At 68.3% G+C, this 20,281-nt stretch carries 16 protein-coding genes; 8 read left to right on the plus strand and 8 right to left on the minus strand.

Going from position 1 to position 20,281, the window contains the following annotated elements:
* Positions 1-12: 12 nt before the first annotated feature.
* Positions 13-2,397 carry a DUF6049 family protein gene (locus ACIGA3_RS17860; protein WP_399716266.1) on the minus strand — a complete coding sequence of 795 codons (2,385 nt, stop codon included), beginning with the start codon at positions 2,395-2,397 and terminating at the stop codon, positions 13-15.
* 260 nt (positions 2,398-2,657) lie between these two features.
* Between ACIGA3_RS17860 and ACIGA3_RS17865 the strand changes: the two genes are divergently transcribed.
* The gene (locus ACIGA3_RS17865) at positions 2,658-4,103 is read left to right on the plus strand and encodes a CCA tRNA nucleotidyltransferase (RefSeq protein WP_399716269.1); all 1,446 of its coding nucleotides are present in this window, start codon (positions 2,658-2,660) and stop codon (positions 4,101-4,103) included.
* Between the two features lie 35 nt (positions 4,104-4,138).
* Here ACIGA3_RS17865 and ACIGA3_RS17870 read toward each other — a convergent pair whose 3' ends face one another.
* The 3 genes from ACIGA3_RS17870 to ACIGA3_RS17880 all read right to left on the minus strand — a co-directional run bounded on the left by ACIGA3_RS17870 (position 4,139) and on the right by ACIGA3_RS17880 (position 7,352).
* Positions 4,139-5,449: an MFS transporter gene (locus tag ACIGA3_RS17870; protein ID WP_399716272.1), complete on the minus strand. Its 1,311-nt coding sequence runs from the start codon at positions 5,447-5,449 to the stop codon at positions 4,139-4,141.
* A gap of 93 nt (positions 5,450-5,542) precedes the next feature.
* The gene (locus ACIGA3_RS17875) at positions 5,543-6,625 is read right to left on the minus strand and encodes an inositol-3-phosphate synthase (protein ID WP_399716275.1); all 1,083 of its coding nucleotides are present in this window, start codon (positions 6,623-6,625) and stop codon (positions 5,543-5,545) included.
* A gap of 43 nt (positions 6,626-6,668) precedes the next feature.
* Positions 6,669-7,352, minus strand: coding sequence for a helix-turn-helix transcriptional regulator (locus ACIGA3_RS17880; protein ID WP_399716278.1), 684 nt, complete (start codon positions 7,350-7,352; stop codon positions 6,669-6,671).
* 364 nt (positions 7,353-7,716) lie between these two features.
* Between ACIGA3_RS17880 and ACIGA3_RS17885 the strand changes: the two genes are divergently transcribed.
* Positions 7,717-10,359: a transglycosylase domain-containing protein gene (locus tag ACIGA3_RS17885; RefSeq protein ID WP_399716281.1), complete on the plus strand. Its 2,643-nt coding sequence runs from the start codon at positions 7,717-7,719 to the stop codon at positions 10,357-10,359.
* Between the two features lie 126 nt (positions 10,360-10,485).
* Complete coding sequence (locus ACIGA3_RS17890; protein WP_399716283.1) at positions 10,486-11,991, plus strand: glycosyltransferase family 87 protein; 1,506 nt, start codon at positions 10,486-10,488, stop codon at positions 11,989-11,991.
* 78 nt (positions 11,992-12,069) lie between these two features.
* Here the strand turns inward: ACIGA3_RS17890 and ACIGA3_RS17895 are convergent, their stop codons facing one another.
* The 3 genes from ACIGA3_RS17895 to ACIGA3_RS17905 form a co-directional block, all read right to left on the minus strand.
* Positions 12,070-13,101 carry an alanine racemase gene (locus tag ACIGA3_RS17895; RefSeq protein WP_384358713.1) on the minus strand — a complete coding sequence of 344 codons (1,032 nt, stop codon included), beginning with the start codon at positions 13,099-13,101 and terminating at the stop codon, positions 12,070-12,072.
* A 135-nt stretch (positions 13,102-13,236) separates the two neighbouring features.
* Positions 13,237-14,358 (minus strand): peptidoglycan bridge formation glycyltransferase FemA/FemB family protein, encoded by a 1,122-nt coding sequence (locus tag ACIGA3_RS17900; RefSeq protein ID WP_217463510.1) that lies wholly within the window; start codon positions 14,356-14,358, stop codon positions 13,237-13,239.
* Between the two features lie 182 nt (positions 14,359-14,540).
* A complete protein-coding gene (locus ACIGA3_RS17905) occupies positions 14,541-14,858 on the minus strand; it encodes a hypothetical protein (RefSeq protein ID WP_399716287.1) in 318 nt (105 codons plus the stop codon).
* Between the two features lie 275 nt (positions 14,859-15,133).
* Here ACIGA3_RS17905 and rpsF point away from each other — a divergent pair, with 275 nt between their 5' ends.
* From rpsF to rplI, 4 genes are all read left to right on the plus strand, one after another.
* Positions 15,134-15,424 carry a 30S ribosomal protein S6 gene (rpsF, locus tag ACIGA3_RS17910; protein WP_389003639.1) on the plus strand — a complete coding sequence of 97 codons (291 nt, stop codon included), beginning with the start codon at positions 15,134-15,136 and terminating at the stop codon, positions 15,422-15,424.
* 78 nt (positions 15,425-15,502) lie between these two features.
* Positions 15,503-16,105 (plus strand): single-stranded DNA-binding protein, encoded by a 603-nt coding sequence (locus ACIGA3_RS17915; RefSeq protein ID WP_399716290.1) that lies wholly within the window; start codon positions 15,503-15,505, stop codon positions 16,103-16,105.
* A 40-nt stretch (positions 16,106-16,145) separates the two neighbouring features.
* Positions 16,146-16,382 carry a 30S ribosomal protein S18 gene (rpsR, locus tag ACIGA3_RS17920; RefSeq protein ID WP_003949403.1) on the plus strand — a complete coding sequence of 79 codons (237 nt, stop codon included), beginning with the start codon at positions 16,146-16,148 and terminating at the stop codon, positions 16,380-16,382.
* 17 nt (positions 16,383-16,399) lie between these two features.
* Positions 16,400-16,846 (plus strand): 50S ribosomal protein L9, encoded by a 447-nt coding sequence (gene rplI, locus ACIGA3_RS17925; protein WP_389003633.1) that lies wholly within the window; start codon positions 16,400-16,402, stop codon positions 16,844-16,846.
* Positions 16,847-16,998: 152 nt separating this feature from the next.
* On the opposite strand, the gene ACIGA3_RS17930 is transcribed toward rplI, so the two are convergent.
* Positions 16,999-18,336, minus strand: coding sequence for an MATE family efflux transporter (locus tag ACIGA3_RS17930; RefSeq protein ID WP_399716292.1), 1,338 nt, complete (start codon positions 18,334-18,336; stop codon positions 16,999-17,001).
* 460 nt (positions 18,337-18,796) lie between these two features.
* Here ACIGA3_RS17930 and dnaB point away from each other — a divergent pair, with 460 nt between their 5' ends.
* Positions 18,797-20,278: a replicative DNA helicase gene (gene dnaB, locus ACIGA3_RS17935; protein ID WP_389003627.1), complete on the plus strand. Its 1,482-nt coding sequence runs from the start codon at positions 18,797-18,799 to the stop codon at positions 20,276-20,278.
* Positions 20,279-20,281 lie beyond the last annotated feature (3 nt).

Genomic DNA, 20,281 nt, shown 5'->3' on the forward strand with positions numbered 1-20,281 from the left:
CCGCGGCGTCGCTCAACGGTCCACTCTCTCACCCGTGCCGGACGGGTCGGCGCTTTCCGGTGCGGTGTCCGGTGCAGGGTCACCCGGCTGGTCCGGCCCGGCTGCCCCGGCGGGGGAACCGGACTCCTCAGGGAGACGGTCCTCGGAGCCGTCGGGGTTCCCTGAGCCGTCGCCGGAGTCCGCCTCTGCCTCACTCGGACCGTCGCCTTCGCCCTCGCCCTCGGCCTGGCGGGCGGCCGCGCGCTTGCGCTGGGTGTACATCCGGAATCCGGCGAGGACCAGCAGCAGCACCCCGCCACCGATCACCAGCATGACGGTAGGTGTGACCTCGGTGACCTTCACGTCGAAGCTGACGGGGTCGCCGTACTCCTGGCCGTCCTCGGTGTACAGCTGGGCGAGGACCGTGGCCCGGCCGTTGGCGTTGGCCGAGGTGGTGAACTTCACCGACTGGCTGTGCCCGCCGGAGACCTCCACGGGCTGCTCGTAGTACGCCTTGCCGCCGATCTTCAGCCGGGTCGGCTGGGTCGAACTGAGCCGCAGATACAGATGGCCGACGGGCTGGACGAGGTTGTTCTGCACGGTCACCGGGATGGTGGCACTGCGCCCGGAGAGCTTGGTCTCCGACTTGTCGATCAGCTTGACCTGCTCGCCGAGGTTGTCGAGCCAGCTCTCCACACCCGCGCGGAAGCCTTCCGCCCTGGTGGCCTGGCCCCGCCACGACGTGGACATCCCGCGGTTTATGGCCCTGCCGAACGGCGTGACCACGCGGGACTGGTCGGTGAGGATCACCTGGAAGTTGTCGAGCTTGTCCTGCGTGTCGGCGATCTGCTCGAAGGCACTCCTCGGGAGTTCCTGCTTGCGCAACGACGAGGGGTAGGCCGACGTGGAGGGGATGCGCGTGGTGGCGTCCGGGTCGGGCTTGGCCTTGGCGGCGTCGGTGAGGTTCTCGGGCTGCGACCAGTTGCCGTCCTGGAGCGCCTTCACGGCGGTGGCCATCGCCTGCGCCTGGCTGGCGGTCGGCGTGCGCTGCGGGGCGACCACGATGCTGCGCTGCTCGTCCTTCTGCACATTGACCTCGAGGCTCTGTGCGAGGAACTGCTGCACCGCGAGCGTGGAGGTGTCCGCCTTGGTGAGGTCGCCCTCGAAGGCCGTGGACATCCGCGCGTCCGCCACCACCGCCGTGGTGCCGCCGCCGATGGGGCGGGCTGCGGACGGCGTGTAGGACAGCCCGGCGGTCTCCCGGAGGCTGTCGCTGCGGGTGATCACCCGGTCGGCGCCCGCGGAGGTGGCCACCTTGATGATCGAGGGGTCGACGGCGCCCTCCACGGGCCACGCGAAGTCGGTGCTCGGCGTGACATGGAGCACGGTCTTCACCGTGATGGCGGCGACGTCGGTGGCGTCCTTGAGGTGGCTCAGCGAGCCGGTGACGCTGGTGCCGGTGTGGGCGAGCGAGGCCAGGTCCGGGTCGGCGAACGGCAGCGCGACGACCTCCTTGCCCGCCACGGCCTTCTGCAGACCGGCCAGCCACTGCTTGGCGACCGCCTGGTTCTCGCGCGAGCCCGCCTTGGTGGTGCCGTCGGGCTGCTGGACCCGGTAGCTGTTCGCCATCGCGTCCACGGCGGCCAGCAGGTCCGGGTCGATCACCCAGGTGACGTCGAGGTCCCTGCCCAGCTCCATCATCTGTGCCAGGCGGCCGCCGGGAGCGATCTCCTTGGCCAGCTCGTCGTCCTGGAAGACGGGGGTCTGCCGCTCTCCGGCGCCTGTGCGGGCCGTCATGTGGACGGAGGAGAGCAGCGGCCACAGGAACGTCGTCCTGCTCGTGGTGTCCGCCCCGGACGGCTGCCAGGGCAGGAAGGTCCGCTCGATGCCGAGCATCTGGTCCCAGGGCCGCGCCGAGGTCTGGCCGGACACGGAGACACCGAACGAGTAGACGCCGTCCTTGCCGAGGTCCAGCTTGTCCACCGGGACGGAGATGCTGAAGTGCTCGGCCACGCCCGGAACCAGCTTGGTGAACTTCTCCGTGTACTTGCCGCCGACCTCGTCGCCGGTGCCGCCACGGAGATCGTTCGGGTGCTGGGCAATGGCGTCGACCGCGGAGCGGGTGTTCAGCAGGGGGCCCACCCGGAGCCCGACATGGGCTCCGTTCACGGTCTGCCTGCCGTTGTTGATCACCGTGCCGGACACGGTCAGCGTGTCGTCCTCGGTGGGCGCGCTGGGCGTCAGTGAGTCCAACGCCACGGACACAGAGTCCGCCGGCGCCGCCTGCGCGGGCTCGGCCGCGGTCAGCTGGAGCAGCCCGGCCAGCAGCGGGGCGCCCGCCAGCAGTGCTCCGGCCCGCCGCAGTCGGCGGCGGGCGGGAGAGGCACTGGGCCCCTGGAATTCAGCCGCGTCGGCCACGCGCTAGCCCGTCCCTCGTCGTCGTCATCAGTGGTCGTCGGAATGTGCGTCCCCGCATGGTAACGATGACCGCTGAGGTGAAGTGCCACGGACCGTTCCCCAAGATCGCCCCGGAGCGTTCGCCTGTCCTCTATATCCATTAACGAGCGGAGAGCCGGTGTCCGCCGCATGGGGAGCCCTTGTGGGGGTATGGCAGGGAGCCTCCGCGCCGGTCAAATGGGTGCGGTCCTGGTCGGCCGGGCCACGTACCCTCTTCTGTTGTGCCGAACCCCAACGATGACAATCCCGCTGCCCTCAGCCAGGTGCAGCAGCGCGCGGTGAGCGAGCTGCTGCGGGTGGCTCCCGTCGCCGACGACCTCGCCCGCCGTTTTCAGGAGTCCGGGTTCTCGCTCGCCCTGGTCGGCGGCTCGGTCCGTGACGCGCTGCTCGGCCGGCTGGGGAACGACCTGGACTTCACGACCGACGCGCGCCCCGAGGACGTGCTGCGGATCGTCCGGCCCTGGGCGGACGCCGTCTGGGAGGTCGGGATCGCCTTCGGCACGGTGGGCGTCCAGAAGGACGGCTACCAGATCGAGGTGACCACCTACCGGTCGGAGGCGTACGACCGCACCTCCCGCAAGCCCGAGGTGTCGTACGGCGACTCCATCGAGGAGGACCTGGTCCGGCGTGACTTCACGGTCAACGCGATGGCCGTGGCCCTGCCGGAGAAGGAGTTCATCGACCCGCACGGCGGTCTGGAGGACCTCGCGGCGCGGGTGCTGCGCACTCCCGGCACACCGGAGGAGTCGTTCTCCGACGACCCGCTGCGCATGATGCGGGCCGCACGGTTCGCCGCCCAGCTGGACTTCGAGGTGGACCCGGCGGTCGTCACGGCGATGACCGAGATGTCCGCGCGGATCGAGATCGTGTCGGCCGAGCGGGTCCGGGACGAGCTGAACAAGCTGGTGCTCTCCGCGCACCCCCGCAAGGGACTCACCCTGCTGGTCGACACCGGGCTCGCCGCCCATGTCCTGCCGGAGCTTCCGGCGCTCCGGCTGGAGCGTGACGAGCACCACCGCCACAAGGACGTCTACGACCACTCGCTCATCGTGCTGGAGCAGGCGATCGACCTGGAGGAGAACGGCCCGGACCTCACGCTCCGGCTGGCCGCGCTGCTGCACGACATCGGCAAGCCCCGGACGCGCCGCTTCGAGGAGGACGGCCGGGTCTCGTTCCACCACCACGAGGTGGTCGGCGCCAAGATGACCAAGAAGCGCATGACGGCCCTGAAGTACTCCAATGAGCTGGTGAAGGACGTCTCGCGCCTGGTCGAGCTGCACCTGCGCTTCCACGGCTACGGCACCGGGGAGTGGACGGACTCCGCCGTCCGGCGCTACGTCCGCGACGCGGGCCCGCTGCTGGAACGGCTGCACAAGCTGACCCGCTCCGACTGCACCACCCGCAACAAGCGCAAGGCGACCACGCTGTCCCGTGCTTATGACGGGCTGGAGGCGCGCATCGCCGAGCTCCAGGAGCAGGAGGAGCTGGACTCCATCCGCCCCGACCTCGACGGCAACGAGATCATGAAGATTCTGGGCGTCGGCCCCGGTCCCGTCATTGGTCAGGCGTACAAGCAGATGCTCGAGCTGCGCCTGGAGAACGGCCCGATGGAGCATGACGCGGCGGTCGCGGCCCTCCAGGAGTGGTGGGCGCAGCAGCAGGACTGAGCGCTTCCGGGATCATGTTTCACGTGAAACATGACTCAGCGGTGGGGTGGTGTTTCACGTGAAACACCACCCTTTTCGCTGTCCCGCCGCCACTCGAAGCGGGCCATGGCCACGGTGACGACGCCGTAGAGCAGGGCCACGAGGATCACCAGCAGCGCCGACCGGCCGTCCGGCGGGAGCATCAGGGCGGCCACCCCGGCGGCGCCGACGAAGGCGACGTTGAAGAGGACGTCGTAGACGGAGAAGACCCGGCCCCGGAAACCGTCCTCGACCGACGCCTGGACGATCGTGTCCGTAGCGATCTTGGCGCCCTGGGTGACCAGCCCCAGCAGGAAGGCCGCGATCAGCAGTGGCACCGTGGCGAACGGAAGGCCGAGCGCCGGCACCAGGACGGCGGCGGCGCCCGCACAGACCGTGATCCACCGCCCGGAACCCAGCCGGCCTGCGCTCCAGGGTGTCACCACGGCGGCTGCGAAGAACCCCGCGCCGGACACCGCCAGCACCAGCCCCAGCAGACGGAGCCCGTCCGCAGGCGTATCGGAGAGGCCGTACCGGCACAGCATGAGCAGCAGGACCAGCAGCGCTCCGTAGCAGAAGCGCATGCAGGTCATCGCCGTGAGCGCCCAGACGGCTTCCCTACGCCGGGGCTCGGTCAGGTACCGCACGGCCGCGATGAGGCCGTGCGCCGTGTCGGCGAGGACGGTGCGCAGCTGGGGCAGGACCGGTGGGCGGTCGGGACCGAGCAGGGAGGGGGCCATGGTCAGGGCGGTCAGGCCCGCGCACAGATACAGCAGGGCGCCGAGCAGGACCACCGCCGCGTCCGAGTCCGACACGACGAACCGGACGCCGAAGGCGAGGGCGGCGCCGAGGGTCGCGGCCAGCGTTCCGGCGGTCGGGCAGAGGGAGTTGGCCAGCACCAGGCGCTCGGTGTCGACCACCCGTGGCAGTGCCGCCGAGAGTCCAGCGAGGACGAACCGGTTGACGGCTGTGACGCACAGCGCGGAGGCGTAGAACAGCCAGTCGGGCGCGTGGACGGCCATCATCATGGCGGTGGCGGCCGCCAGCAGGGCGCGCAGCACATTGCCGTGGACGAAGACCTGACGCCGGCGCCAGCGGTCCAGCAGCACCCCCGCGAAGGGCCCGATCAGCGAGTAGGGCAACAGCAGGACCGCCATCGCGGAGGCGATCGCCGGGGCCGAGGTCTGCTTCTCGGGGGAGAAGACGACGTACGAGGCGAGCGCGACCTGGTAGACGCCGTCCGAGCCCTGGGAGAGCAGACGGACGTACAGCAGGCGCCGGAAGTCCCGTACGCGCAGCAGCAGGCGCAGATCACGGACGACAGGCATGGGCACAGCCTCACACATGCGGAAGGCCCCCGGGGTCGCAGACCCCAGGGACCCTCACAGCCCTGGCAGGAGCGTTCTCGTGCGAGCCGGCGCTTAGCGCTCGACGTCGCCGCGGATGAACTTCTCGACGTTCTCGCGGGCCTCGTCGTCGAAGTACTGGACCGGCGGGGACTTCATGAAGTACGAGGACGCCGACAGGATCGGGCCGCCGACGCCCCGGTCCTTGGCGATCTTCGCGGCACGCAGGGCGTCGATGATGACACCGGCGGAGTTCGGGGAGTCCCAGACCTCCAGCTTGTACTCGAGGTTCAGCGGGACGTCGCCGAACGCACGGCCCTCCAGGCGGACGTAGGCCCACTTGCGGTCGTCCAGCCAGGCCACGTAGTCGGACGGGCCGATGTGGACGTTCTTCTCGCCGAGGTCCCGGTCGGGGATCTGGGAGGTGACGGCCTGCGTCTTGGAGATCTTCTTGGACTCCAGGCGGTCACGCTCGAGCATGTTCTTGAAGTCCATGTTGCCGCCGACGTTCAGCTGCATGGTGCGGTCCAGGATCACACCGCGGTCCTCGAACAGCTTCGCCATCACGCGGTGCGTGATGGTGGCGCCCACCTGCGACTTGATGTCGTCACCGACGATCGGCACACCGGCCTCGGTGAACTTGTCCGCCCACTCCTTGGTGCCGGCGATGAAGACCGGAAGGGCGTTGACGAAGGCGACCTTGGCGTCGATGGCGCACTGGGCGTAGTACTTCGCCGCGTCCTCGGAGCCCACGGGCAGGTAGCAGACCAGGACGTCGACCTGCTTGTCCTTCAGGATCTGGACGACGTCGACCGGCTCGGCGTCCGACTCCTCGATGGTCTCGCGGTAGTACTTGCCGAGACCGTCGAGGGTGTGACCGCGCTGGACGGTGACACCGCTGGAGGGCACGTCGCAGATCTTGATGGTGTTGTTCTCGGAGGCGCCGATGGCATCCGCGAGGTCGAGGCCGACCTTCTTGGCGTCCACGTCGAAGGCGGCGACGAACTCGATGTCCCGCACGTGGTAGTCACCGAACTGTACGTGCATCAGGCCGGGGGCCTTGGCCGCCGGGTCGGCGTCCTTGTAGTACTCGACTCCCTGCACCAGCGACGCGGCGCAGTTGCCGACACCGACGATGGCTACGCGAACCGAACCCATTCCGGTTGCTCCCTGTGTGTACGAGTGAGGCCCTGACGGGCCGTCACGTGGCGGTGTCGCCGGGCGTATCCGTCCCCGGAAGATCCCTGGGACGGGGCAGGCCGCCCGTCGATCCAGATGTGGTGTCCTGCTGAGCGGACTCGCCGGATTCGGGACCCTTCAGGTCCCGCCCGGCCCGCTCGCTCTCGATGAGCTCGTTCAGCCAGCGCACTTCGCGCTCCACGGACTCCATTCCGTGGCGCTGGAGCTCGAGCGTGTAGTCGTCGAGGCGCTCCCGCGTGCGTGCCAGGGAGGCGCGCATCTTCTCCAGGCGCTCCTCCAGGCGGCTGCGCCGGCCCTCCAGCACACGCATACGCACATCGCGCGAGGTCTGCCCGAAGAAGGCGAACCGGGCGGCGAAGTGCTCGTCCTCGTATGCGTCGGGGCCGGTCTGCGACAGGAGTTCCTCGAAGTGCTCCTTACCTTCGGCCGTCAATCGATAGACGATCTTCGCGCGGCGTCCGGTGAGAGGGGCGGCCAGAGCGTCTTCATGGGTGTTCCCCGGTTCCTCGATCAACCAGCCGTTGACGACCAGCGTCTTGAGGCACGGGTAGAGCGTCCCGTAGCTGAACGCCCGGAACACACCCAGGGACGTGTTGAGTCGTTTGCGCAGCTCGTAGCCGTGCATCGGCGACTCGCGCAGCAGCCCGAGCACGGCGAACTCAAGGATGCCGGAACGTCGGCTCATGATCGCCTCCTCTCGGTACACAGCGCTTTTATCTCGCTCTGATGTATCGACTCGATACATCACGACGATAGAACGGGCTTCGGTATGCGACAAGGGGGCGGACCGTGAACGGGATCACATCACTGATTCGCAGGAGGCAAGTTGCCTGTTTTGGGGTGAACTTCGGGGCTCGGAGGGTTTTGGCGGTGCGTAGTCTGTGCGGCATGCACAACACCGGGAACCAAGGGGCGCTTGGGGAGCGTCGTGATCCTCGGTGCAGTACGGGTGAATGCAGCAACGACCACATCCGTACTTCGGGGGGACCGGAAACCAGCCGCTGTTTCCAGGCGCGCACGGATGCGCCTGCCCGAGGAGTAATCGTTCGATGAGCGAGCACCGTCGCAAACCGCCGCCGCCGCAGGGAGGCGGACGTGCCGCGGCCCGACGCGGCCAGCCCGGCCCGTCCTCCGGCCGTCCCGCGGCACCGCGAGGCGCCAACGGGGCCTCTGACCACTCCTATGGGTCTCATTCCCAGGGACCGGACTCTTACGGCTCTGGGGGTGATGGGCGTGAGTACGGCAGCCGTGCCGAGGCACGCCGGGCCGCCCAGAGAGGCGGCGGCCGCCGCCGGGGCGCCGAGAACGCGCCCTCGGGGCGCGGCCGGGGCCACGACCAGGGGCCGCCGGACGACCCCCGGTTCATCGACTATCCCCGTGTGGGCAAGTACGGCTGGCGGCGCTGGGTGCCGTCCTGGCGGCTGGCCACAGGTCTGGGCATCGGGTTCGCGGGCAGCGTGGTCGTCATGGCCGGCGTGGGCTACGCGCTGGTCAACATCCCCAGTGAGAACGACGCGGCCAAGTCGCAGAACAACGTCTACTACTGGGCTGACGGCAGCCAGATGGTGGCCACGGGTACCGGTGTGAACCGGCAGAATCTCAAGATCGAGAAAATCCCCAAGGCCATGCAGTACGCGGTGATCTCCGCGGAGAACAAGAGCTTCTACAAGGACTCGGGCGTGGACCCCATGGGTATCGCGCGGGCCTTGGCCAACATGGCGCGTGGCGGGCAGACGCAGGGTGGTTCCACGATCACCCAGCAGTTCGTCAAGAACACCTACCTGAGCCAGGACCAGACCCTCACGCGCAAGTTCACGGAGATGTTCATCTCCGTGAAGGTGGGCACGAAGCTCAGCAAAGACCAGATCATGCAGGGCTATCTGAACACCTCGTACTACGGGCGTGGCGCCTACGGCATCCAGGCCGCCGCGCAGACGTACTACGGCAAGGACGCCAATGAGCTGTCGGCCAGCCAGTGTGCGGTTCTCGCTTCCCTGCTGAAGGGCCCGACGTACTACGACCCGGCCGGCAACGCGGATCTCGACAAGACCGCGACGCAGGAGGCGAACACCGCGCGCTCCCAGGGGCGCTGGCGCTGGATTCTCAGTGAGATGCACAAGGACAACCGCCTCACCGACACCCAGTACCAGGAGGCGGTCAGCAAGTACCCCATGCCGCAGGGCCGCAAGGCGACCAGGGGCATGACCGGCCAGATCAGCTACATGGTCGACACGGCGAAGAAGTACGTCCTGAACCACTCCACCATCACGGAGGCCAAGTTCGACCAGGGCGGCTACCAGATCAACACGACCTTCCAGAAGGACAAGGTCGAGGCCCTGAACGCGGCCGTGAAGAAGATCCAGAAGTCGCGGCTGAAGCCCGAGACCAAGGAGCTGGACAAGTACGTACAGTTCGGCGCGGCCTCGGTGGTGCCCAACGACGGTGCGATCGTCGCCCTCTATGGCGGCGACGGCTACGAGAACGGTCACTTCACCAACAACGCCGACACCTCCGGTGTCCCGGTGGGCTCGACGTGGAAGCCGTACGTACTGGCCGCGGCGATGCAGGACGGCACGTACAACTCGGACGGTGAGGGCATCTCCCCGATGAGCAAGTACAACGGCAACGACCACCTCAAGGTCCGTCGCCCCGACGGTTCGTACTACCTCAACAAGGACAACTCGTTCTTCTTCCAGGCGAACGAGAGTGATCACCCCTGGGGTTACATCAGCCTGCGCAAGGCGATGGAGCAGTCGATCAACACGCCGTTCGTGCAGCTCGGTGTCGATGTCGGCATGTCGAAGGTCCGGGACATGGCCCGGTCCACCGGCATCCTGGAGAACAGCATGGCCAGGGACCTGAACCCGTCCTTCGCCATCGGTACCTCGACCCCGAGCGCGATCCGTATGGCGGACTCCTACGCGACGTTCGCCGCGTCCGGAAAGCAGGCGGACCCCTACTCCGTCACCGCGGTCAAAAAGGATGGTCAGGACCTGACCGGCTTCACCAAGCCGAAGTCCAAGCAGGTGATGGACTCCAGCATCGCCAACAACGTCACCGACGTCCTGCAGAACGTGATCCAGAACGGCACGGGCAAGAACGCGCGGGCCCTGGGTCGTACGGCCGCGGGCAAGACGGGTACCACCGACGAGAACAAGTCGGCCTGGTTCGTCGGATACACCCAGCAGTTGTCCACCTCGGTGGCGATGTTCCGTGAGAACCCCAAGGACCACAGGCTGCTGTCCATGAACGGTACGGCGGGCACGGACTCCATCCACGGTGGTGACATTCCGACCTCGGTCTGGACCGAGTACATGCTGGCCGCGCTGAAGGGCAAGAACGACCCCGGCTTCCCGGACGCCATCAAGATCGGCAAGATCCACAACGAGGCGGGTGCTCCCACGCCGACCCCGAAGCCGAGCATTCCGCCGAGCCCGACGGCGTCCGCGTCGCCGACCCCGTCACCGAGCCAGAGCACGACGACGCCGTCGCCCTCCGCGAGCGAGACCTGCCGGTTCTTCTGCAACGACGATGGCGGCACCGGCACCGGCCCCGGTGGCGCGGACGGCGGAACCAGCGCCTCGCCGACCGACTCGACCTCACCCGGAAGCGGTGGAGTCAGGGGTAATACCAACGGCGGGGGCAATGGGACCGATGGCGGAAGCTTCTTCGGAGGCCAGGACGGCCAGTAGAGCCGCCCGACCGATTGGCGGTCATTTCGACCGGCACGGGTGTTTCACGTGAAACGAGGGCCGTCGCACCCACCAGGTGCGGCGGCCCTCGGCGTTTTACCGAGCGAGTACGGCAGGATGTGCCCCATGCCCAGTGCAGAGACGACGCCCGCGCGCGTGCGTGAACCGGAGACGGTACGACCGACGCGGGAGGACGAGATCGCCGCGGCCGGCAGCGAGCTGATCGGCGGCCCCCTCGGGCGACGCGCCCTGACCGGGACGTCCTGGTGGACGCCGGTCCGGGTCGTCGCGCTCGTGGCGATCGGGATGTTCGCCCTCGGACTCGTCCAGAAGGCGCCCTGCTACGACGGTGCCTGGTTCTTCGGGGCCAGCTCGCAGTACACGCACGCCTGCTACTCGGACATCCCCCACCTCTTTCAGGGGCGTGGCTTCGCCGACGGGCTCGTGCCGTACTTCGACAAGCTGCCCGGCGACATGGACTACCTCGAGTACCCAGTGCTGACCGGGGTGTTCATGGAGGTCGCCTCCTGGCTCACGCCGGGCAGCGGCGGCATCCAGCGGCAGGAGCAGTGGTACTGGTTCGTCAACGCCGGGATGCTGATGGTCTGCGCGGCCGTCATCGCCGTCTGCGTCAGCCGGACCCACCGCCGTCGCCCCTGGGACGGCCTGCTGCTCGCTCTGGCGCCGGCCTTCGCGCTGACCGCCACCATCAACTGGGACCTCCTGGCGGTGGCCCTGACGGCCGCGGCGATGCTGATGTGGTCGCGCGGCCGGGCCGTCGCCTTCGGTGTGCTCCTGGGCCTTGCCACGGCCGCCAAGCTCTATCCCCTCGTCCTGCTCGGCCCCCTGTTGGTGCTGTGCTGGCGGGCGGGCAAGTGGCGGGAGTTCTTCCTGGCGGTCGGCGGCGCGGCGGGCGCCTGGCTCGTGGTGAACGTGCCGGTGATGCTGTTCGCCTTCCAGGGCTGGTCGAAGTTCTACACGTTCAGCCATGACCGGGGTGTCGACTTCGGCTCGTTCTGGCTGATCTGGTCGCAGAACTCCAGCAACCCGCCGAGCATCGACTTCGTGAACACCACCGCCAGTGCCCTGGTGGTGTTGTCGTTCCTCGGCATCGCGGCGCTGACGTTCACCGCCCCGCGCCGGCCTCGCTTCGCCCAGCTGGCCTTCCTGATGGTGGCGGCCTTTATCCTCACCAACAAGGTCTACTCCCCCCAGTACGTGCTGTGGCTGGTGCCGCTGGCGGTCCTCGCCCGGCCCAAGTGGCGGGACTTCCTGATCTGGCAGGCGTGCGAGGTGGCGTACTTCCTCGGCATCTGGCTGTACCTCGCCTACACGACCAGTGGAGAAGCCCACAAGGGCCTGCCCACCGAGGGCTACCACTGGGCCATCGCCCTGCACCTGCTGGGCACCCTCTACCTGTGCGCCGTCGTCGTGCGCGACATCCTCCGGCCGGAGCGGGACGTGGTGCGCCGGTCCGGGGACGACGACCCCTCCGGCGGCGTACTCGACGGCGCGGCCGATGTCTTCGTCCTGCGCGGGCTCCGGCACCCGGAGCACGAGTTGCCCGAAGAGCCGTCGCGGACCGACTGGGGCGGCCCGGAACCACTGCCCCACGAAGCGCGTTCGCTCTGAGCGAACAGCCCTGGCGGGCATGAAGAAGGCCGTGCACGAAACCTCGTGCACGGCCTTTCCGTCTGCTTCAGCCCGGTCCTAGCGGTCCACGATCCGGTCGAACGTCGTGGTGGTGTGCCGCAGATGGGCCACCAGCTCGTCGCCCACCTTCGGCTCGGGAGCGTCGGAGGGGACGAACAGGATCGACACCTGCATGTGCGGCGGCTCGGCGAACCAGCGCTGCTTGCCGCCCCACACGAACGGCGCGAGGTTCCTGTTCACCGTGGCGAGGCCGGCCCGCGCCACGCCCTTGGCACGCGGCATGACGCCGTGCAGGGCCTTCGGGGCCTCCAGGCCCACCCCGTGCGACGTGCCGCCCGCCACGACCACCAGGAAGCCGTCCGAGGCCGCCTTCTGCTGCCGGTAGCCGAAGCGGTCGCCCTTGGTCACCTTCGTGACGTCCAGGACGGCTCCCCGGTACTCGGTGGCGTCGTGGTCGCCCAGCCAGAGCCGCGTGCCGATCCGGGCGCGGAAGCGGGTCTGCGGGAACTGCTGCTGGAGCCGGGCCAGTTCATCGGCCTTGAGGTGGCTGACGAACATCGTGTGCAGCGGCAGCCGGGCCGCGCGCAGCCGGTCCATCCACCCGATGACCTCCTCGACGGCGTCCGAGCCGTCGGTGCGGTCCAGCGGCAGATGGATGGCGAAGCCCTCCAGGCGGACGTTCTCTATGGCCTGGTGCAGCTGCGGCAGGTCCTGCTCGCTGATGCCGTGCCGCTTCATCGAGGACATGACCTCGATGACGACACGGGCACCCACCAGGCCGTACACGCCGTCGACCGAGGACACCGAGCGGACCACCCGGTCCGGCAGCGGCACCGGCTCCTCGCCGCGCCGGTACGGGGTCAGCACGAGCAGGTCGCCGCTGAACCAGTCCTTGATGCGCGCGGCCTCGTACGTGGTGCCGACGGCGAGCATGTCCGAGCCCAGCCGGGTGGCCTCCTCCGCGAGCCGTTCGTGGCCGAAGCCGTAGCCATTGCCCTTGCAGACCGGGACGAGCCCCGGAAACTGCTCCTGCACGTGCTTGTGGTGCGCACGCCAGCGCGCGGTGTCGACGTAGAGCGTGAGCGCCATGGCCGGACCCGGAACCTTTCTCGTGGCTGCGGTGGATTCAGTGGGACGTCCCCGAGGGTGGTACGGGGACCGGTGAACGGTGAAGCCTTGTGAAGGCTATGGAACCAGAAGGCGGGGCGGGCGGGAGACCGCCGCTCAGCGCCGCGACATGTAGATGTCGAGCGCCTTGTGCAGCAGCTTGTTCAGCGGGAAGTCCCATTCGCCGAGGTATTCGGCCGCCTGGCCGCCGGTACCGACCTTGAACTGGATCAGGCCGAACAGGTGGTCCGTCTCGTCCAGCGAGTCGGAGATGCCGCGCAGGTCGTAGACGGTGGCGCCGAGCGCGTAGGCGTCGCGCAGCATCCGCCACTGCATGGCGTTGGAGGGCCGGACCTCACGGCCGATGTTGTCGGATGCGCCGTAGGAGTACCAGACGTGGCCGCCGACGATCAGCATGGTGGCAGCCGACAGGTTCACGCCGTTGTGGCGGGCGAAGTACAGCCGCATCCGGTTGGGGTCCTCGGTGTTGAGGGCCGTCCACATGCGCTGGAAGTACGACAGGGGGCGCGGCCGGAAGTGGTCGCGCACCGCGGTGATCTCGTACAGCCGCTGCCACTCCTCCAGGTCCTGGTAACCGCCCTGGACGACCTCGACGCCGGCCTTCTCGGCCTTCTTGATGTTGCGGCGCCACAGCTGGTTGAACTGCTTGTGGACCTCTTCGAGCGAGCGGTTGGCCAGCGGCACCTGGAAGATGTAGCGCGGCTGCACGTCGCCGAAGCCCGCGCCGCCGTCCTCGCCCTGCTGCCATCCCATGCGGCGCAGCTTGTCGGCCACCTCGAAGGCGCGCGGCTCGATGAAGTCGGCCTCCATGTCGCGCAGCCGCTTCACGTCCGGGCTCTGGATGCCCTTCTTGATGGTCTCCGCGTTCCAGCGGCGGATGATCACCGGCGGGCCCATCTTGACCGAGAACGCGCCCTGTTGCTTGAGGTGGGCCAGCATCGGCTGGAGCCAGTCCTCCAGGTTCGGCGAGAACCAGTTGATGACCGGGCCCTCGGGCAGATACGCGAGGTAGCGCTTGATCTTGGGCAGCTGGCGGTAGAGGACCAGGCCGGCGCCGACCATGTCACCGGTGCGCTCGTCGAACCAGCCGAGGCTTTCCGAACGCCACTCCGCCTTCACGTCGGCCCATGCGGGGACCTGCATGTGGCTGGCCGACGGCAGGCTCTGGATGTACGCCAGATGCTGCTCGCGGCTGATGGTCCTCAGGGTCAGACTCATGTCGGGGCGCTCCTCGGGCTGGTGTGTCCCCATGGGATCAGGGGCTCCGGCTCTCGCGCCGAAGCCTACTGCGCCCTGCGAGCGCCCCGAATGGGGCGTACAGCACCGGCGTTCCGGCCCGTTGGCGGGCCGGAACGCTCGTCGGTGCCCATGACGTCGTCGTGGACGGCGGGCCGGGTGCGTCAGCTGCCGATGAGGCCCCCGAAGAGACCGCCGTTGGCCATGCCGATCAGGAAGCCGATCCCGGAGGCGCCGAGCCCGACGACCAGGCCGAAGCGCTCCCGTGTGGTGATCGAGATCCACTGCCCGTAGGCACCGGTGAGCAGGCCGATCAGGCCGGCCCAGGAGGCCACCAGGTGGAGGCCGCCGATGAAACAGGTGACGAAGGCCAGCAGGCCCAGGACGAGCGTCACCACCGTCAGGGTGTCCTGGACCGGATGGGGCTTGCCGTCACTGGCGAAGAGGGAGCCGGCGGTGGTCGGTCGCAATGCCTGGGTCATGAGGCACCTCCTGCGGATCGCGGCGCACTGTAGCGCCCTACACACCCGATGTGTACAGATTGAGGGCTCCCAGGGCCGGATTTCAACCGGAAGCGAGTGGGCGGGTAGTCTGTAACGTCTGCACCGGTGTCTGCCCTGGCCCGTCGCGGCCCACTGTGGACGGTTCCTCGCGGAGCCTCCGATTGTCAGTGGTGGCCGATACCGTTGCGTACGCATCACGACCCTCCTGCCACGGAACGACCGTGGCCGCTGAGTCCAAAGGAGGTGGGTTCCACATGCGTCACTACGAGTTGATGGTCATCCTCGACCCCGATCTCGAGGAGCGTTCTGTCTCCCCGCTGATCGAGAACTTCCTCTCTGTCGTCCGCGATGGCGGCGGCAAGGTGGAAAAGGTCGACACCTGGGGCCGTCGTCGTCTCTCGTACGAGATCAAGAAGAAGCCTGAGGGCATCTACTCGGTCATCGACCTGCAGGCCGAGCCTGCGGTCGTCAAGGAGCTCGACCGCCAGATGAACCTGAACGAGTCGGTCCTCCGGACCAAGGTCCTCCGCCCCGAGATGCACTGAGCTCTCCCGCTCAGCTGATCTCGGGATTCGAGTAGCAGCAACCAAGCAGCCAGAGCAATCCCGCCGAGAGGTTCCCCCATGGCAGGCGAGACCGTCATCACGGTCATCGGCAATCTTGTCGACGACCCCGAGCTGCGCTTCACCCCCTCCGGTGCGGCGGTCGCAAAGTTCCGCGTCGCGTCCACTCCCCGCACCTTCGACCGTCAGACCAATGAGTGGAAGGACGGCGAGAGCCTGTTCCTGACCTGCTCGGTCTGGCGTCAGGCGGCGGAGAACGTCGCGGAGTCGCTCCAGCGAGGCATGCGCGTCATCGTGCAGGGCCGGCTGAAGCAGCGGTCGTACGAGGACCGCGAGGGCGTCAAGCGCACGGTCTACGAGCTGGACGTCGAGGAAGTCGGCCCCAGCCTGCGCAACGCGACGGCGAAGGTCACCAAGACCTCCGGCGGCGCCCGCGGCGGCCAGGGCGGTTACGGCGGCGGTGGCAACCAGGGCCAGGGTGGTGGCGGCTGGGGCGGTGGCTCCGGCGGCAACCAGGGCGGCTCCCAGGCCGACGACCCGTGGGCTTCCGGCGCTCCCGCCGGTGGCAACCAGGGTGGCGGCGGCTGGGGCGGCGGCTCCGGCTCCGGCTCTGGTTCCGGCTCCGGCGGCGGTGGCGGCTACTCGGACGAGCCCCCCTTCTAAGGGCTCGCATCCCACTTCTTGATCACACAGGAGAAACACCATGGCGAAGCCGCCTGTGCGCAAGCCTAAGAAAAAGGTCTGCGCTTTCTGCAAGGACAAGGTCACGTACGTGGACTACAAGGACACGAACATGCTGCGGAAGTTCATTTCCGACCGCGGCAAGATCCGTGCCCGCCGCGTGACCGGCAACTGCACGCAGCACCAGCGTGACGTCGCCACGGCCGTCAAGAACAGCCGTGAGATGGCGCTGCTGCCCTACACGTCCACCGCGCGCTAAGGAAGGGTGACCTACACATGAAGATCATCCTCACCCACGAGGTCTCCGGCCTCGGTGCCGCCGGCGACGTCGTCGACGTCAAGGACGGGTACGCCCGCAACTACCTGATCCCGCGGAATTTCGCTATCCGCTGGACCAAGGGTGGCGAGCAGGACGTGGCGCAGATCCGCCGCGCCCGCAAGATCCACGAGATCCAGACCATCGAGCAGGCCAACCAGATCAAGGGCCAGCTCGAGGGTGTCAAGGTCCTTCTGGCCGTTCGCTCCGGCGACGCCGGTCGTCTCTTCGGTTCCGTCACCCCGGCCGACATCGCTTCCGCGATCAAGGCTTCCGGTGGCCCCGAGGTCGACAAGCGTCGCATCGAGCTGACCGCTCCGATCAAGACCCTGGGCGCCCACGAGACGTCCGTGCGTCTGCACCCCGAGGTTGCCGCCAAGGTGACCCTCGAGGTCGTCGCGGCCTGATCGCCGTGACCGCTCGGCTCGTTTGAGCTGGTGAGGGGCCGCATCCTTTCGGGGATGCGGCCCCTTTCTCATGCGCTCAGCGGCCGGACGGGTCTCATGCGCTCAGCGGCCGGACCGCCCCGCGGGCCACGGGCGCGTTTCACGTGAAACGGTCAGCGGGTCGCGCCCGTCACGATCCATCGGCCGGACCGGGTGCGTACCCAGAGGGTCACCATCCGGACCGTCATCATCAGCGTCATGGCCGCCCAGATCGCGGTGAGGCCGCCGCCCAGCGTGGGCACGAGCAGGGCGACCGGAGCGAAGACCGCCAGCGTGAGCACCATGGCCCAGGCCAGATAGGGCCCGTCGCCCGCGCCCATCAGCACCCCGTCCAGCACGAAGACGACCCCGCAGATGGGCTGGGAAAGCGCGACCACCAGGAGCGCGGGCAGTGCCACGTCTTTCACCCCGGCGTCACTGGTGAACAGCGGGAGGAAGAGCGGCCGCGCTGCCACCACGAGCAGGCCGAGGGCGACACCGGTGGCGATGCCCCACTGCACCATGCGGCGGCAGGCCGCGCGGGCGCCGGGTGCGTCGTCGGCGCCGAGGTAGCGGCCGATGATCGCCTGCCCTGCGATGGCGATCGCGTCCAGGGCGAAGGCCAGCAGACTCCACAGGGACAGCACGATCTGGTGGGCGGCGATGTCGGCGTCACCGAGGCGGGCCGCCATCGCGGTGGCGATCATGAGGATGGCCCGCAGGGACAAGGTGCGGACCAGCAGTGGTACGCCGGCCTGCGCCGAGGCCCGGATGCCGGCGAGGTCCGGGCGCAGGGACGCCTCGTGTCGTCGCGCGCCCCGGACGACCACCCAGAGATAGACGGCGGCCATGCCGCACTGCGCGATCACGGTGCCCCAGGCGGAACCCGCGATGCCGAGCCCGGCGCCGTAGACGAGCAAGGCGTTGAGGGCGGCGTTGGCGATGAAGCCGCCGATGGCGACGTACAGCGGGGTCCTGGTGTTCTGGAGTCCGCGCAGTACACCGGTGGCAGCCAGGACGGCCAGCATGGCCGGGATGCCGAGGGCGGAGATACGCAGATAGGCGGTGGCGTAGGGCGCCGCGGTGGCGGAGGCGCCGAAGAGGTCCACGATGCCGGGTGCGAGCGGCACGACGACGGCGATGACGACGGCGCCAATGAGCAGGGCCAGCCAGATCCCGTCCATGCCCTGGCGGACCGCGGCCCGTAGATCTCCCGAGCCGACGCGGCGGGAGACCGCCGCCGTGGTGGCGTAGGCGAGGAAGACGAAGATGCTCACGGCGGTGGTGAGGAGCGCCGAGGCGACGCCGAGACCGGCGAGCTGGGCGGTGCCGAGATGGCCGACGATCGCGCTGTCGGCCATGACGAAGAGAGGCTCGGCGACGAGCGCGCCGAAGGCCGGGAGGGCGAGGGCCACGATCTCCCGGTCATGGCGTCGCCTCGTGGCCTTGGAGATCGCGGGAGCCTGTGTCATGCGCATCAATCTAATCGTCCACAGGTAAGAGATGCAACTATGATCTGACCCTTACTTCCGTTTCCGGAAGGCAAGGTTTCGCGCGGCGTTCGAGGTGATCTTGGTCCGAGTGGGAAAGTTTTTCTTCTGCACAGCCGGTGGACGGTAAAGATGCAGGTCAGTGCGGTCTCGCCGATGGGGGCGAGGTCTTGTTCACAGGGCTGTCCACCGGGTCGTGCACAGGTTTCGGTGAGTTCTCCACAGCATCTGGGCCGTCGTCCACATGGCCTGTGGATAACCAGATTGGCTGACGGTGCCGGGGGGCCTACCGTGGTCCGGCGCCCGCTCCTATTCCCGGCCGTGGAAACGTCACATATCCGACGCGCCGGAACCGGAGTTGGGCCTCTCATTTTGTCAGTGCCGTGCCGTAGAACAGAGGGCATGGCGAGGTCCGCTCCGGCGGACGGGAGGAGGTGGCTCGGTGAGCATTTCCGAGCCCTTGGACGATCCGTGGGCCGACAGCGGTCCCAGCGATCGTCTCCCCGCCTCCCGGCGCCGCGGTGACGCCAACCGCGGCGGCCGTGACGAGCAGCATGAGCGCGGTCGCGAGAACGGCGGCTGGGACGACGGCGGCTCCACCTTTGAACGGGTGCCGCCGCAGGACCTGGACGCCGAGCAGTCCGTGCTGGGCGGCATGCTGCTGTCCAAGGACGCCATCGCCGACGTGGTCGAGATCCTCAAGGGCCACGACTTCTACAAGCCGGCGCACGAGACGATCTACACGGCGATCCTCGATATCTACGCCAAGGGCGAGCCGGCCGACCCCATCACCATCGCGGCCGAACTCACCAAGCGCGGTGAGATCAACAAGGTCGGCGGCGCCGCCTATCTGCACACCCTCGTCCAGACGGTGCCGACTGCGGCGAACGCCGAGTACTACGCGGAGATCGTCCACGAGCGGGCCGTCCTGCGTCGTCTGGTGGAGGCCGGCACCCGCATCACGCAGATGGGATACGCGGCCGACGGCGACGTCGACGAGATCGTCAACAGCGCCCAGGCCGAGATCTACGCGGTCACCGAGCAGCGCACCAGCGAGGACTATCTGCCGCTCGGCGACATCATGGAGGGGGCCCTCGACGAGATCGAGGCGATCGGTTCGCGCAGTGGCGAGATGACCGGTGTACCCACCGGGTTCACCGACTTCGACTCGCTGACCAACGGCCTGCACCCCGGCCAGATGATCGTTATCGCCGCCCGCCCCGCCATGGGTAAGTCGACGCTCGCGCTGGACTTCGCGCGGGCCGCGTCGATCAAGCACAACCTGCCGAGCGTGGTCTTCTCCCTCGAAATGGGCCGCAACGAGATCGCCATGCGCCTGCTGTCCGCCGAGGCCCGTGTCGCCCTGCACCACATGCGTTCCGGCACGATGACCGACGAGGACTGGACGCGCCTGGCCCGTCGGATGCCGGACGTGTCGGCCGCGCCGCTCTACATCGACGACTCCCCGAACCTGTCGATGATGGAGATCCGCGCGAAGTGCCGTCGACTGAAGCAGCGCAACGACCTGAAGCTGGTCGTCATCGACTATCTCCAGCTGATGCAGTCCGGTGGCTCCAAGCGGGCCGAGAGCCGTCAGCAGGAGGTCTCGGACATGTCCCGTAACCTCAAGCTCCTCGCCAAGGAGCTGGAGATCCCGGTCATCGCGCTCTCCCAGCTGAACCGTGGCCCCGAGCAGCGCACCGACAAGAAGCCCATGGTCTCCGACCTGCGTGAGTCGGGCTCCATCGAGCAGGACGCCGACATGGTCATCCTGCTGCACCGCGAGGACGCCTACGAGAAGGAGTCCCCCCGCGCGGGCGAGGCCGACCTGATCGTCGCCAAGCACCGAAACGGCCCCACGGCCACGATCACGGTGGCCTTCCAGGGCCACTACTCCCGCTTTGTGGACATGGCCCAGACCTGACCG

The sequence above is a fragment of the Streptomyces sp. NPDC085596 genome, assembly GCF_044541565.1.
Classification (GTDB): domain Bacteria; phylum Actinomycetota; class Actinomycetes; order Streptomycetales; family Streptomycetaceae; genus Streptomyces.

Excerpts from the sequence above, each read along its gene's own strand:
- ACIGA3_RS17890 (WP_399716283.1), top strand. The coding sequence starts at position 10,486 with ATGCCCAGTGCAGAGACGACGCCCGCGCGCGTGCGTGAACCGGAGACG.
- rplI (WP_389003633.1), top strand. The coding sequence starts at position 16,400 with ATGAAGATCATCCTCACCCACGAGGTCTCCGGCCTCGGTGCCGCCGGC.
- ACIGA3_RS17930 (WP_399716292.1), bottom strand. The coding sequence starts at position 18,336 with ATGACACAGGCTCCCGCGATCTCCAAGGCCACGAGGCGACGCCATGAC.
- ACIGA3_RS17885 (WP_399716281.1), top strand. The coding sequence starts at position 7,717 with ATGAGCGAGCACCGTCGCAAACCGCCGCCGCCGCAGGGAGGCGGACGT.
- ACIGA3_RS17870 (WP_399716272.1), bottom strand. The coding sequence starts at position 5,449 with ATGCCTGTCGTCCGTGATCTGCGCCTGCTGCTGCGCGTACGGGACTTC.
- ACIGA3_RS17900 (WP_217463510.1), bottom strand. The coding sequence starts at position 14,358 with ATGAGTCTGACCCTGAGGACCATCAGCCGCGAGCAGCATCTGGCGTAC.
- ACIGA3_RS17915 (WP_399716290.1), top strand. The coding sequence starts at position 15,503 with ATGGCAGGCGAGACCGTCATCACGGTCATCGGCAATCTTGTCGACGAC.
- rpsF (WP_389003639.1), top strand. The coding sequence starts at position 15,134 with ATGCGTCACTACGAGTTGATGGTCATCCTCGACCCCGATCTCGAGGAG.
- rpsR (WP_003949403.1), top strand. The coding sequence starts at position 16,146 with ATGGCGAAGCCGCCTGTGCGCAAGCCTAAGAAAAAGGTCTGCGCTTTC.
- ACIGA3_RS17895 (WP_384358713.1), bottom strand. The coding sequence starts at position 13,101 with ATGGCGCTCACGCTCTACGTCGACACCGCGCGCTGGCGTGCGCACCAC.
- ACIGA3_RS17880 (WP_399716278.1), bottom strand. The coding sequence starts at position 7,352 with ATGAGCCGACGTTCCGGCATCCTTGAGTTCGCCGTGCTCGGGCTGCTG.
- ACIGA3_RS17875 (WP_399716275.1), bottom strand. The coding sequence starts at position 6,625 with ATGGGTTCGGTTCGCGTAGCCATCGTCGGTGTCGGCAACTGCGCCGCG.
- ACIGA3_RS17905 (WP_399716287.1), bottom strand. The coding sequence starts at position 14,858 with ATGACCCAGGCATTGCGACCGACCACCGCCGGCTCCCTCTTCGCCAGT.